The following is a 12,846-nucleotide window of genomic DNA, read 5'->3' on the forward strand; positions in this document are numbered from 1 at the left end:
ATTTTTTCTTCTATTATTTGTAAGACAAAGAGAACGGTCGCCATGCTACAATTGATATAGCAAACCATGTTGTGGGCAGGTTTCGCGTCCAGAGGGCCGACCTATCCAGCTATGTGCGGAGAGGGAAAACGTATCGTTCAAGTTCGCTCGACGATCCGGTGTATGGGACGATTACGCTGGGCGAATGGGTCGAGGAATAGGATGGAGTGATGACCATGAACGACCGGCTGAAAGAAAAGCTGTCCGTGCTGCCAGAGCAGCCGGGCTGCTATTTAATGAAAGACAAACACGGAACGGTCATTTACGTCGGCAAGGCGAAGTCGCTGAAAGCGCGCGTCCGCTCGTATTTTACCGGGACGCACGAAGGCAAGACGCAGCGACTTGTCGAGGAAATTGCCGATTTTGAATATATTGTTACCTCATCAAATGCCGAGGCGCTCATTTTGGAAATGAACTTGATTAAAAAGCATGACCCGAAATACAACGTCATGCTGAAAGGCGATGAAAGTTATCCATTTATTAAAATTACCGCAGAAAAGCATCCGCGATTGCTTATTACCCGCAAAGTGAAAAAAGACGGCGGCAAATATTTCGGTCCGTACCCGAACGTGCAGGCGGCCCGCGAAACGAAAAAGTTGCTCGACCGTTTATATCCGCTCCGCAAATGCTCGACGCTGCCTTCGCGTGTTTGCTTATATTACCATATGGGACAGTGTCTTGCTCCGTGCGTTTACCCGGTGTCGGATGAGCAAAACAAAGCCATGGTCGAGCAAGTCGTTCGTTTTTTAAACGGTGGCTATCAAGAGGTAAAGCGGGAGCTGACGGAAAAAATGCATCAGGCGGCCGAAGCGCTCGAGTTTGAGCGGGCGAAAGAATACCGTGACCAAATCGCGGCGATTGAGATGACGATGGAAAAACAAAAAATCGTGTTCAACGATTTCATCGATCGCGATGTGTTCGGCTATGCATATGACAAAGGTTGGATGTGCGTACAAGTGTTTTTCCTTCGCCAAGGGAAGCTGATTGAGCGCGATGTGTCCATTTTCCCTCTTTACCAAGACCCGGATGAGGAAATGCTCACATTTTTAGGTCAGTTTTATACGAAGGCACACCATTTAAAGCCAAAAGAAGTTGTCTTGCCGACCGACATCGACGGTGAGCTCGTCCGCGAGCTGCTTGGCGTCCATGTCGTTCAGCCGAAAAAAGGGAAGAAAAAAGAACTGATCGAGCTGGCGAACAAAAACGCCGCCATTGCCCTAAAAGAAAAGTTTTATTTTATCGAGCGCGATGAAGAGCGGACGATCAAGGCGGTCGAACGGCTCGGGGAGCTGCTCGGCATTCCGACGCCGCGCCGCATTGAGGCGTTTGATAACTCGAACATATACGGAACCGATCCGGTCTCAGCGCTCGTTGTCTTCCTTGACGGCAAGCCGGCGAAAAAAGAGTACCGGAAATATAAGGTGAAAACGGTCGAGGGGCCGAACGACTATGAGTCGATGCGCGAAGTCGTGCGCCGACGCTATACACGCGTGCTGAAAGAAAGACTGCCGCTTCCTGATTTGATCATTATCGATGGCGGAAAAGGCCATTTGTCCGCAGTGCGCGATGTACTTGAAAACGAACTCGGCCTCGATGTACCGCTCGCCGGGCTGGCGAAAGACGAAAAACATCGCACATCGGAGCTTATTGCTGGTGACCCGCCAGCCGTTGTGCCGCTTGACAGGCAAAGCCAAGAGTTTTATTTGCTGCAACGCATTCAAGATGAAGTGCACCGGTTTGCGGTGACGTTCCACCGTCAGACGCGGCAAAAAACGATGCTCCATTCCATTCTTGATGACATCCCTGGTGTCGGGGCAAAGCGAAAAAAGGCGTTATTAAACTATTTTGGCTCCGTGAAAAAAATGAAAGAGGCGACGGTGGAAGAGCTGCAGCGGGCAAACATCCCGCGGTCGGTGGCGGAGAAAATTTATGAAAAACTGCACGAATAATGGCGCAAAGGGCGTCCCAGAGGGTTGGGACGCCCTTTGTTCACTTGATTCTCCTTGTCGGAGAAGCCTTTTGTGTTTGTTGTCGAAAACGTGAGGCAATCAATCAATCGATTGCTTTCGATCCCATTTTACTAAAATGCGCGCCTTGCCGGCCTGCTTTGATGGCATTTCGACTGCTTCGGTGACGAACCGTTTTTGCTGCTCAATTTGCTGGGCGAGAAATCCGGCTTCCAGCTGAAATGTGCAGTCGTCGTATAAGGAAAGGCGGGCAGAGATAATCGGACCGGACAGCTCGATATGCAGTTCATCTTTCCGCTCTTCGCCAATCGATATCGTTCCCCAGCCGGCCCGTTCAAAAAAAGCGGCGATGTCTTCTAGGGTAGCAAGTGGATAGCGGCGCGCCAGCTGCTTGCCGGCCCAATACAAAAGCCCTGCGCTATCTTTGCCGAACAGCTCGGGAAGAAGTGAATGGCGGAGCAGCTCGGTGCCAAATGCGGAAAGCGCGATGGATTCAAATGCTTGATACTGTTCGTCTAATGATGGCTGTTTCATCATCTTCCCCTCTTTCTATCCATTTCCTCATTATAGCTGAACTGATGGCGGCGTGCACGCCCTTTCTTAAAGAAAGGATAAATATGAGAATGTTTGAACATTTTGTGACGATGTTTTCTTGACGCTTGTACGATGTGGGAGTACAATGAATGTGACAAAGCGAATATGGAAATGGAAGGCGTTTCTGTTTCCATTCTTTAGCGAGGGGGCACGCATTTTATTACTAGTCAAAAGGGGGCTTACATATGGCAGGGAATCGCGAGTTTTATTACCGCCGGCTCCATTCGCTGCTTGGGGTTATTCCCGTTGGCATTTTTTTAGTGCAGCACTTGATCGTCAACCATTTTGCGACGCGTGGGCCGGAAGCGTTTAACCGAGCGGCTGCATTTATGGAGAATTTGCCGTTCCGTATTTTCTTAGAAATTTTTGTTATTCTTCTTCCATTGGTGTTCCACGCTGTATACGGTATTTATATTGCGTTTACAGCCAAATTCAACACCCGTCAGTACGGCTATTTCCGTAACTGGATGTTTATGCTTCAGCGGATCACAGGGATTATTACGTTGATTTTTGTCGTCTGGCATGTGTATGAAACAAGGGTGCAAGCTGCCTTTGGTGCCGAAGTGAACTATGATATGATGGCGAATATCGTCGATAATCCGATCATGCTTTGGTTTTATATTGTCGGAATTTTATCAACCGTGTTTCACTTCGCTAACGGTTTATGGTCGTTCTTTGTCAGCTGGGGGTTAATCGTGTCTCCTCGTTCACAACAAGTGTTTACGTACATTACGATGATTATCTTTTTCGCAATTTCGATTATCGGTATTCGCGCCATTTTAGCATTTGCGTAGGACAATCCTTTCATTCGAGACGTTTTGATGATGAACCGCTGCGTTGGCTGATAACGGATCGCGTTGCAGCCGTTCGTCGAACGACCGCTTGGTCGATGGGGCGAATCGGCGGAGCAAACCGTGGATATTGAAGCAAAAGCAGCAATTTTCTAGGGAGTGAGTAGCCATGAAAAAAGGAAAAATCATCGTTGTTGGCGGCGGATTGGCCGGCTTGATGGCCACGATTAAAATCGCCGAAGCAGGAGTGCCTGTCGAGTTGTTTTCACTCGTTCCAGTAAAGCGTTCTCACTCCGTCTGTGCCCAAGGAGGCATTAACGGAGCGGTCAATACGAAAGGTGAGGGTGACTCGCCGTGGGAACATTTTGACGATACCGTCTACGGCGGCGACTTTTTGGCGAACCAGCCTCCGGTCAAAGCGATGTGTGAGGCGGCGCCGGGCATCATTTACATGCTCGATCGGATGGGTGTCATGTTCAACCGCACGCCGGAAGGATTGCTCGATTTCCGTCGTTTCGGGGGAACGCAGCATCACCGCACTGCTTACGCTGGAGCAACGACTGGTCAGCAAATTTTGTATGCGCTTGATGAGCAAGTGCGTCGCCATGAAGTAGCAGGCCTTGTCACGAAATATGAGCATTGGGAATTTTTGGGTGTTGTTTTAGATGATGAACAAATTTGCCGCGGCATCGTCGCACAAGACTTGCGGTCCATGGAAATTAAAGCGTTTCCGGCTGATGCGGTCATTTTGGCGACCGGTGGTCCGGGGATCATCTTTGGAAAATCGACGAACTCGGTCATCAATACTGGTTCGGCCGCATCGATCGCTTACCAACAAGGTGTCTATTACGCAAACGGTGAGTTTATCCAAATTCATCCGACCGCGATTCCGGGCGATGACAAGCTTCGGTTGATGAGCGAATCGGCGCGCGGAGAGGGCGGACGCGTCTGGACGTACAAAGACGGAAAACCGTGGTACTTCCTCGAAGAAAAGTATCCGGCTTACGGAAACTTAGTGCCACGCGACATCGCCGCTCGGGAAATTTTCCATGTGTGCGTCGACTTGAAGCTTGGCATTAACGGCGAAAACATGGTGTATTTGGATCTTTCCCATAAAGATCCGAAAGAGCTGGATGTTAAGCTTGGCGGTATTATTGAAATTTATGAGAAATTCATGGGCGAAGATCCGCGCAAAGTGCCGATGAAAGTGTTCCCGGCCGTTCACTATTCGATGGGCGGTTTATGGGTCGATTATGATCAAATGACGAACATTAAAGGGTTGTTTGCCGCAGGTGAGTGCGATTATTCTATTCACGGCGCGAACCGCCTTGGTGCGAACTCGCTGCTCTCAGCTATTTATGGCGGAATGGTCGCCGGCCCGAATGCTGTTCGTTACATCCGCGGCCTTGAAAAATCGGCCGATGCGTTGCCGTCGACGCTCTTTGACAGCTATGTCAAACAAGAACAAGAAAAATGGGAAAACATCCTGTCGATGGACGGCACGGAAAACGCTTATGTGCTGCATAAAGAACTCGGCGAATGGATGACAGCGAACGTGACGATCGTCCGCTACAACGACCGGCTGCTGAAGACGGACGAAAAAATTCAAGAGCTGATGGAGCGGTATAAAAACATTAGCGTCACTGACACGGCAAAATGGAGCAACCAAGGGGCAACATTTATCCGTCAGCTGTACAACATGCTGCAACTCGCCCGTGTCATTACACTTGGCGCGTACAATCGCAATGAAAGCCGCGGAGCGCACTACAAACCGGAGTTTCCGGAGCGCAATGACAAAGAGTGGCTGAAAACGACGATGGCTCGCTATACGCCAGACGGTCCGTCGTTCCATTACGAAGACGTCGATGTTTCGTTGATTAAGCCGCGCAAACGCGACTACAGCAAAAAGAAAGAGGAAGTGAAGTAAGATGAGCGAGAACAAAACGGTTCGATTCATCATTACGCGCCAAGATCGTCCGGACTCTGCACCATATGAAGAAGAGTTTGTCATCCCGTACCGTCCGAACATGAACGTCATTTCGGCGCTCATGGAAATTCGCCGCAATCCGGTTAACGCCAAAGGGGAAAAAACAACACCAGTCGTTTGGGAAATGAACTGTTTGGAAGAAGTGTGCGGAGCATGTTCGATGGTGATTAACGGCAAGCCGCGCCAAGCGTGTGCGGCCTTGATCGACCAGCTTGAGCAGCCGATCCGCCTCGAGCCGATGCGCACGTTCCCAGTCATCCGTGACTTGGCGATCGACCGTAGCCGGATGTTTGACGCCTTAAAGAGAGTAAAAGCGTGGATCCCGATCGACGGGACGTATGACTTAGGTCCTGGCCCGCGCATGCCGGAGCGGAAACGGCAGTGGGCATACGAGTTGTCAAAATGCATGACGTGCGGCGTGTGCCTTGAGGCGTGTCCGAATGTCAACAGCAAGTCGAACTTTATCGGCCCGGCGCCGCTGTCGCAAGTGCGGCTGTTCAACGCCCATCCGACCGGAGCGATGCATAAAGCGGAACGGCTGCGGACTATTATGGGCGACGGCGGCTTGGCGAACTGCGGCAACTCACAAAACTGTGTGCAATCATGCCCGAAAGGCATTCCGCTGACAACATCGATCGCCGCTTTAAACCGCGATACGACGATTCAAATGTTCCGCGATTTCTTCGGCAGCGACGAAGTATAATGAGGACGATATCCATCCCCTTCATGGTCAGCCATGAAGGGGATTTCTTGTCCTAGGTGCCGGATGGATACCGCCTGTCGGGCGGATGCAGCCTGCTGATCGTTTGTCCTAGCGCATGGAAAAAGTGAAGAAAAAAGACCCATTTTTCTATTAGATAAGCAAATTTTCGTCACCGCCGCCCTTGCTCTCACATACTATATGGTGAGTAAATACCCATCCGGCAGTTCGGGCCCATTGAGAGCAAGGAGGGTTACAACCGTTGAAGGATAAATCGTTTCAATCGAAGCCGCTGTTGACAAAGAGAGAGAAAGAAGTTTTTGAATTGCTCGTCCAAGATAAGACGACGAAAGAAATCGCTAAAGAGCTGTTTATCAGCGAGAAAACCGTTCGCAACCATATTTCGAATGCGATGCAAAAGCTTGGAGTCAAGGGGCGCTCACAGGCTGTCATCGAATTGCTTCGAATGGGCGAACTTGAACTATAAAACGATGCCGATGTTCCCTTTTCGAATGGCTGTTTGTTATCTCCTTTTGTGGCCGGACGAGGCTTTGTTGCCCGTCCGGCCTTCGTCTGTAGTGGAAGCCGCATTTTTGTATTGATTATGTCCCGGGGTGTTGTAAAATGAAAAATAGAATATCGTATTGGCACAAGCCGGTGATTCATGGCTAGGCCGCGAAAATGATCAAGGGGAGATTGTATGCCGTCTGCGATGAACGAAAAAACGGTTGCCGAATTAGAAAAATTGCTTCGCTATATCGCCGCTAACTTAAAGCAGCGCGGCCGTGAAATTTTAACCAATTATCCGATTACCCCCCCCGCAGTTTGTCGCTTTGCAATGGTTACTTGAAGAAGGGGACTTGACGGTCGGCGAATTATCGAACAAAATGTATTTGGCGTGCAGCACGACGACCGATTTGATTGACCGTATGGAACGGAACGGCCTTGTCAGCAGAGTCCGGGATGAACACGACCGCCGTGTCGTCCGCATCCATCTGTTGGAAAAAGGCGAGCGCATCATCGAGGAAGTCATTGAAAAACGCCAACGTGATTTGGCAAGAGTATTGGAGAACTTTTCGGACGAGGAAATCGTCTTTTTGGAACGCTGTTTACGCAAGTTACATCAAGAAATGAACAAAGAATGAGGCGATCACTTGGAAAGAGCAATTGGTGTTATTGATTCAGGAGTTGGCGGCTTAACAGTTGCCAAGGAAATTATTCGTCAGTTACCGAAAGAGCGAATCATTTACCTCGGCGACACCGCCCGTTGCCCATACGGGCCACGTCCGATCGAAGAAATCCGCCAGTTTACGTGGCAAATGATTCATTATTTGCAGCAATACCCGCTGAAAATGCTCGTTATCGCTTGCAACACGGCGACAGCTGTCGTGCTTGACGAGGTGCGTGCGAAGCTTGACATCCCTGTTCTTGGTGTCGTTCATCCTGGCGCCCGCGCTGCCCTAAAGGCGACGAAAAACGGGCACATCGGCGTGATCGGCACTGTCGGGACAGTCAGAAGCAAAGCGTATGAAAAAGCACTTCAATCGATCAACCCGCGCGTTCATGTCGAAAGTTTGGCCTGTCCGAAGTTCGTTCCGCTTGTCGAAAGCGGCGATTTTGAAGGGGAGAAGGCGTTGGCGATTGTCGCCGAATCGCTTGCTCCGCTGCGTCCGCGACCCATTGATGTGCTCATTTTAGGCTGTACGCATTACCCGTTGCTTGCCCCGCTCATTCGTGAGTATATGGGCAAAAAGGTGAAACTGATTTGCTCCGGGGATGAAACAGCCCGTGAAGTGAGCGCGATTTTGCATCATAGCCACCTTCTTTACACTGGCGGATGTGAACCGGAACATTTGTTTTTCACAACCGGATCAAAAGAATTGTTTGAAAAGATTTCACGAAAATGGTTTGGCAAATCGATCGGCACAGTCGAGGCGATTCGCTTGTGACCAAAAAAATCCTTTAGCGTGTGGACGCTAAAGGATTTTTTTATTCTATTTTGGCAACCAGCTCGTATACATAGTAGTACAAACTACGAGTAGGAGGGAACGTCAATGGGCAAACGGACGGCTCATAGATGGACAGCACCAGTGCTTGCTTCTCTTTTGCTGCTTGGCGGTTGCGGTTTGTTTGGCAATGATGAAGCGGTGAAGGAGATCGATCCGCCGCAAGAAACGAACTACGTTAAAGACGGCCAGGCGCTTCAAGAGGCAACGGGAGACAAGAAAGAAGAGAAAGAGAAAGCAAAGGCTACTGAGACGGTGAAGAGGGAATTATACTTAATTGACAAAAATGGCTTTGTCGTGCCACAAACAGTAGAGTTGCCGAAAACGCAGGCGGTTGCGAAACAAGTGCTCGAATATTTGATTGAGGACGGCCCTGTGTCCGAAATTTTGCCAACAGGCTTCCGCGCCGTCATTCCAGCGGGAACGACTGTGCTTGGAACAAAATTAGAAAAAGATGGGACGCTAATCGCCGATTTTTCGCCGGAATTTAAGCAATACAAACCAGAAGATGAAAAGCGGATTTTGCAAGCCATTACGTGGACATTGACCCAATTTGACAATATTAAGCGTGTCAAAATTCGGATTAACGGCTATGACCAAGAGGTGATGCCGGTCAATAAAACACCGATCCAAGATGGAGTCAGCCGTGCGGACGGCATCAATATCGAGGCGAGTGGTGTACCGGACATTACGAATACACACCCGGTTACGGTTTATTTCGTCGCACAGCAGGGAGATCATACGTATTACGTACCGGTGACAAGACGCGTCCCCAATAAAGAGAAGGACAATATCGCTGCAGCGGTCAATGAGCTCATTCAAGGGCCGGACCACGGCAGCGGGCTTGTTGGCGCCTTCCAGCCGGATGCAAAACTTGTCGATGCCCCGAAATATGAAGACGGCAAAGTGACACTTAACTTTAACGAAGGCATTTATGGCAGCAACAAGAAAAATGTCATTTCTGATGTCGTGTTAAATTCGCTTGTGCTATCGCTCACCGAGCAAAACGGAGTTGACAGCGTGGCAATCACCGTCAACGGCAAAGCCGATCTCGTCACCGAGGATGGGAAACCGCTCACAAAGCCGGTTACTCGGCCGCAAAACGTCAATACTGGAGCATTTTAACCAGTTGACGTTGGGCAAGCTGGAAACGAAGAGACTGTTTGTGGTATAACAAAGGGGTGGAAACGTATTCCGCCCCTTTATTTTTTATCAAAGCGGTGGAAGCTTCTGCTAGGGAGTGCGATAAAAGCAGGAACGATGTTTGGGACCGCTTGGGATTCGCTTGAAGGAGCAGGCTGACACTTGGCCGTCAAGCGGAAGCCATCCAAGGAGGAAAAAGGAGGACTGTCGATGAGAACGGACGGACGAAATAACCGCGAGCTGCGCCCTGTACATATACAACCGCATTATATCAAGCATGCTGAAGGCTCGGTGCTGATTGAAATCGGCGACACGAGAGTGATTTGCACGGCGACGGTTGAAGACAAAGTGCCGCCGTTTATGCGCGGTGGCGGGAAAGGATGGATTACGGCCGAATATGGGATGTTGCCAAGAGCGACAGAACAACGGAATGCGAGGGAAGCAAGCAAAGGGAAAGTGTCGGGACGCACGATGGAAATTCAGCGTCTGATCGGCCGGGCGCTCCGTTCGGTCGTTGAGTTGGAACAGCTCGGCGAGCGGACCGTCTGGATTGACTGTGACGTCATTCAGGCGGACGGTGGAACACGAACGGCGTCGATCACTGGTGCGTATGTGGCGCTCGTGTTGGCGCTCTCCAAACTGGTTGCAGAAGGGAAGCTTGAGTCGCTCCCGGTTCGCGATTTTCTCGCTGCCACGTCAGTCGGCATCGATCCTGAACACGGGGTTATTCTCGATTTAAATTACAGCGAGGACGCACGGGCGAAAGTCGACATGAACGTCGTCATGACCGGAGCCGGCCGGTTTGTCGAAATTCAAGGCACCGGGGAAGAAGCGTCTTTTTCGCGCGCTGAGCTGGAGGAATTACTCGAGACGGCCCAACTAGGTATTGAACAGCTCATCACCATTCAGCGCCGTGTATTGGGGGAGCAGGCAGCCCTCATCGGAGAGAAAGTAGAACAGGAGGGGAAATCAGAGTGAAGGAAATTGTCATTGCCACGAAAAACGCAGGCAAGGTGCGTGAGTTTGCCGCCATGTTTGCCAAGCGAGGCATCGAAGTGAAATCGCTGCTCGATTTTCCGGATGTCCCCGATGTCGAAGAAACAGGAAGCACCTTTGTCGAAAATGCTAAATTAAAAGCTGAAGCGGTATGCCAACGTTTGCAGCGGCCAGTCATCGCTGATGATTCCGGACTTGCCGTCGATGCGCTCGGGGGCCGACCGGGTGTTCATTCAGCCCGCTACGCCGGTGAAGACAAAAATGATGCACGCAACATCGCCAAACTGCTTCATGAGCTTGACGGAGTGCCGATGGAGAAACGGACCGCCCGCTTTCATTGTGCGTTGGCTGTCGCCATTCCCGGGCAGCCGACTGCCATCGTCGAGGGAACGTGTGACGGCTATATCGCCGAAGCGCCGCGCGGGGAGGGTGGTTTTGGATACGACCCTGTCTTTTATCTTCCGGAGCGTGGGAAAACGATGGCTGAGCTCACGCCAGAAGAGAAAAATGCCATCAGCCATCGAGCGAAGGCGCTGGAGAAGTTAAATGAGCAATGGGACGAGATCATGGGCGAAAAGGGGCGGACGGAATGAACGTCGTCATTGTCAGTGACAGCCACGGGCTGACTGCCGAACTCGCTCAAATTGTGTCGCGTCATCGCCATGAAGCGGATTTGTTCATTCATTGCGGTGATTCCGAGCTGCCGGCGGAAGCGGATGAGCTTGCTCCGTTTGTAGTCGTGCGCGGCAATTGTGATTGGAAAGCCGCGTTTCCCGATGAGCGGATCGAGGAGGCGGATGGCGTCCGCTTCTTTGTCACCCACGGCCATTTATACGGCGTGAAAACGTCGCTTTTACGTTTATACTACCGGGCGAAAGAAACAGAAGCCAACGTCGTTTGCTTCGGCCACTCCCACCTTGCCGGTGTTGAGCAAATCAATGGGGTGTTGTTCATCAATCCCGGCAGCATCGCCTTGCCGCGGGGAAGAAAAGAAAAAACATATGCGGTGCTGACGATTGACAAAGACCAGGCCTTTGTTCAATTTTATGATGTCACGGGTCATCCAATCCCCGGCTTGGCACAAACGTTTTCCTTCTAGGCGGACAAATGTCCGCTTTTTTTATGCATTCGTGCCCCTTCCTCCTCTCCAACTCCCCCGATTTGTTGCGAGAAGAAAAAATTTTTTTAAAATCAGCAAACCCTTGATTCTATCACATTGTAAGCGTATACAATTATTTTGACCAATCGAAATTTTCAAAAAACATTATTGACGCCAAGAAGGTTTAGGATTATTATAATTTTCAAATAAGAGGAACGACTTAAACTCATCATCAAGCCGTTCAAAGCAACCATTGACTGATCAAGGAAGAGGGGAACCGAAATGGGAGAACAATGGATTTTTTTAAACGGAGAATTTGTAACGAAAGAAAACGCAAAAATATCAGTTTATGATCATGGATTTTTGTATGGGGACGGCGTGTTTGAAGGTATTCGCGTCTATAGCGGCAACGTATTCCGCCTAGAAGAACATATAGATCGTCTGTATAACTCAGCTAAGTCCATTATGCTGAACATTCCATACACGAAAGATGAAATGATCAACCACGTGCTCGAAACCGTCCGTCGCAATGGATATCAAGATGCGTACATCCGCCTTGTCGTTTCGCGCGGGGTTGGCGATTTGGGGCTTGACCCGTATAAATGCAAATCACCGCAAGTCGTGATTATCGTTGAGCCGCTGGCGCTCTTCCCGAAACATTTATATGAAACGGGTATCGAAGTCGTGACAGTGGCGACACGTCGCAACCGCTCTGACGTGTTGAGCCCAAAAGTCAAGTCGCTCAACTATTTGAACAATGTTCTTGTGAAGATTGAGGCGCATTTGGCCAATGTTAGTGAAGCTCTTATTTTAAACGATCAAGGGTATGTAGCGGAAGGTTCCGGGGACAACATCTTCATCGTCAAAAATGGCGTCGTTTACACCCCTCCGGGATATGTCGGAGCGCTTGAAGGCATTACGCGCCAAGCGATTATCGAAATTGCTGAGGAGCTTGGCTATACGGTCAAAGAAGAGCCATTTACCCGCCATGATGTATATGTCGCTGATGAGGTGTTTTTAACCGGGACGGCGGCTGAAGTCATTTCCGTCATTAAAGTGGACGGCCGGACGATCGGCGATGGAACACCTGGTCCGCATACGAAGCGGCTTCTTGAAGAATTCCGGCGCCGCGTGATCGCGGAAGGAGTCAAAGTATATCCGACCAAAGCCAATGTCGGTTGAGAGACAATGACAACTGCATAGGGAAAAAGCGTTGATGAGGACAAGTAATCAGCGGGGCCAACATCCACAGAGAGCCGGGGGAGCTGGGAACCGGTGATGTTGCCGCTTGATGAACTCACCTCTGAGCGCCAGCCTGAACGCCAAACGGCTAGTAGGGTTGGACGGGTGGAGACGCGCGCTTCACTCGTTACGAAAATGAGCGGCTGGCTTTGGCTAGCTGCTCCTGAGGCGGCCGTAATGGCCGTGAAGAAGGGTGGTACCGCGGAAAGGAAACCTTTTCGCCCCTTTGGCTGGGTAAGGCCGGCCATGGAGGGGGAAAAGGTTTTTTATTATGGATGACAA

At 50.3% G+C, this 12,846-nt stretch carries 12 protein-coding genes, 1 pseudogene and 1 other annotated feature; of the genes and pseudogenes, 12 read left to right on the forward strand and 1 reads right to left on the reverse strand.

The annotated features are described in order from the left end of the window. The first annotated feature begins 215 nt into the window (after positions 1-215). A complete protein-coding gene (uvrC, locus tag DSM465_RS0103420) occupies positions 216-1,988 on the forward strand; it encodes an excinuclease ABC subunit UvrC (protein WP_029760635.1) in 1,773 nt (590 codons plus the stop codon). A 99-nt stretch (positions 1,989-2,087) separates the two neighbouring features. Here the strand turns inward: uvrC and DSM465_RS0103425 are convergent, their stop codons facing one another. After that, the gene (locus DSM465_RS0103425; RefSeq protein WP_029760636.1) at positions 2,088-2,540 is read right to left on the reverse strand and encodes a YslB family protein; all 453 of its coding nucleotides are present in this window, start codon (positions 2,538-2,540) and stop codon (positions 2,088-2,090) included. 245 nt (positions 2,541-2,785) lie between these two features. Between DSM465_RS0103425 and DSM465_RS0103430 the strand changes: the two genes are divergently transcribed. The 11 genes and pseudogenes from DSM465_RS0103430 to ilvE all read left to right on the forward strand — a co-directional run bounded on the left by DSM465_RS0103430 (position 2,786) and on the right by ilvE (position 12,504). Continuing rightward, positions 2,786-3,394, forward strand: coding sequence for a succinate dehydrogenase cytochrome b558 subunit (locus DSM465_RS0103430; RefSeq protein WP_008881132.1), 609 nt, complete (start codon positions 2,786-2,788; stop codon positions 3,392-3,394). Between the two features lie 166 nt (positions 3,395-3,560). After that, positions 3,561-5,318 carry a succinate dehydrogenase flavoprotein subunit gene (sdhA, locus tag DSM465_RS0103435; protein ID WP_008881131.1) on the forward strand — a complete coding sequence of 586 codons (1,758 nt, stop codon included), beginning with the start codon at positions 3,561-3,563 and terminating at the stop codon, positions 5,316-5,318. 1 nt (position 5,319) lies between these two features. Further along, a complete protein-coding gene (gene sdhB / locus DSM465_RS0103440; protein WP_008881130.1) occupies positions 5,320-6,081 on the forward strand; it encodes a succinate dehydrogenase iron-sulfur subunit in 762 nt (253 codons plus the stop codon). A gap of 259 nt (positions 6,082-6,340) precedes the next feature. Further along, entirely contained in the window at positions 6,341-6,565 is a 225-nt protein-coding gene (locus tag DSM465_RS0103445) for a helix-turn-helix domain-containing protein (RefSeq protein WP_008881129.1), read from the forward strand. A gap of 213 nt (positions 6,566-6,778) precedes the next feature. Continuing rightward, positions 6,779-7,223: pseudogene (locus DSM465_RS18130) on the forward strand (MarR family winged helix-turn-helix transcriptional regulator). Between the two features lie 9 nt (positions 7,224-7,232). Beyond that, positions 7,233-8,027 (forward strand): glutamate racemase, encoded by a 795-nt coding sequence (racE, locus tag DSM465_RS0103455; protein WP_008881127.1) that lies wholly within the window; start codon positions 7,233-7,235, stop codon positions 8,025-8,027. 105 nt (positions 8,028-8,132) lie between these two features. Next, positions 8,133-9,209: a GerMN domain-containing protein gene (locus tag DSM465_RS0103460; protein ID WP_011887928.1), complete on the forward strand. Its 1,077-nt coding sequence runs from the start codon at positions 8,133-8,135 to the stop codon at positions 9,207-9,209. Between the two features lie 228 nt (positions 9,210-9,437). Then, on the forward strand, positions 9,438-10,205 hold the full coding sequence (gene rph / locus DSM465_RS0103465; RefSeq protein WP_029760637.1) for a ribonuclease PH: 768 nt from the start codon (positions 9,438-9,440) through the stop codon (positions 10,203-10,205). After that, entirely contained in the window at positions 10,202-10,816 is a 615-nt protein-coding gene (locus tag DSM465_RS0103470; protein ID WP_029760638.1) for an XTP/dITP diphosphatase, read from the forward strand. The genes rph and DSM465_RS0103470 overlap by 4 nt, the downstream gene beginning before the upstream one ends. Continuing rightward, complete coding sequence (locus DSM465_RS0103475) at positions 10,813-11,322, forward strand: metallophosphoesterase family protein (RefSeq protein ID WP_029760639.1); 510 nt, start codon at positions 10,813-10,815, stop codon at positions 11,320-11,322. The genes DSM465_RS0103470 and DSM465_RS0103475 overlap by 4 nt, the downstream gene beginning before the upstream one ends. Positions 11,323-11,604: 282 nt before the next feature. Next, positions 11,605-12,504 carry a branched-chain-amino-acid transaminase gene (ilvE, locus tag DSM465_RS0103480; RefSeq protein WP_008881122.1) on the forward strand — a complete coding sequence of 300 codons (900 nt, stop codon included), beginning with the start codon at positions 11,605-11,607 and terminating at the stop codon, positions 12,502-12,504. A 22-nt stretch (positions 12,505-12,526) separates the two neighbouring features. Next, positions 12,527-12,793 (forward strand) — a binding site (T-box leader). Positions 12,794-12,846 lie beyond the last annotated feature (53 nt).

The organism is Geobacillus thermodenitrificans subsp. thermodenitrificans DSM 465 (assembly GCF_000496575.1).
Classification (GTDB): domain Bacteria; phylum Bacillota; class Bacilli; order Bacillales; family Anoxybacillaceae; genus Geobacillus; species Geobacillus thermodenitrificans.

What these genes read in the sequence shown, in the direction of transcription:
- DSM465_RS0103475 (WP_029760639.1), top strand. Translation starts at nt 10,813, where the DNA reads ATGAACGTCGTCATTGTCAGTGACAGCCACGGGCTGACTGCCGAACTC.
- rph (WP_029760637.1), top strand. Translation starts at nt 9,438, where the DNA reads ATGAGAACGGACGGACGAAATAACCGCGAGCTGCGCCCTGTACATATA.
- DSM465_RS0103460 (WP_011887928.1), top strand. Translation starts at nt 8,133, where the DNA reads ATGGGCAAACGGACGGCTCATAGATGGACAGCACCAGTGCTTGCTTCT.
- uvrC (WP_029760635.1), top strand. Translation starts at nt 216, where the DNA reads ATGAACGACCGGCTGAAAGAAAAGCTGTCCGTGCTGCCAGAGCAGCCG.
- ilvE (WP_008881122.1), top strand. Translation starts at nt 11,605, where the DNA reads ATGGGAGAACAATGGATTTTTTTAAACGGAGAATTTGTAACGAAAGAA.
- sdhB (WP_008881130.1), top strand. Translation starts at nt 5,320, where the DNA reads ATGAGCGAGAACAAAACGGTTCGATTCATCATTACGCGCCAAGATCGT.
- DSM465_RS0103425 (WP_029760636.1), bottom strand. Translation starts at nt 2,540, where the DNA reads ATGAAACAGCCATCATTAGACGAACAGTATCAAGCATTTGAATCCATC.
- sdhA (WP_008881131.1), top strand. Translation starts at nt 3,561, where the DNA reads ATGAAAAAAGGAAAAATCATCGTTGTTGGCGGCGGATTGGCCGGCTTG.
- DSM465_RS0103430 (WP_008881132.1), top strand. Translation starts at nt 2,786, where the DNA reads ATGGCAGGGAATCGCGAGTTTTATTACCGCCGGCTCCATTCGCTGCTT.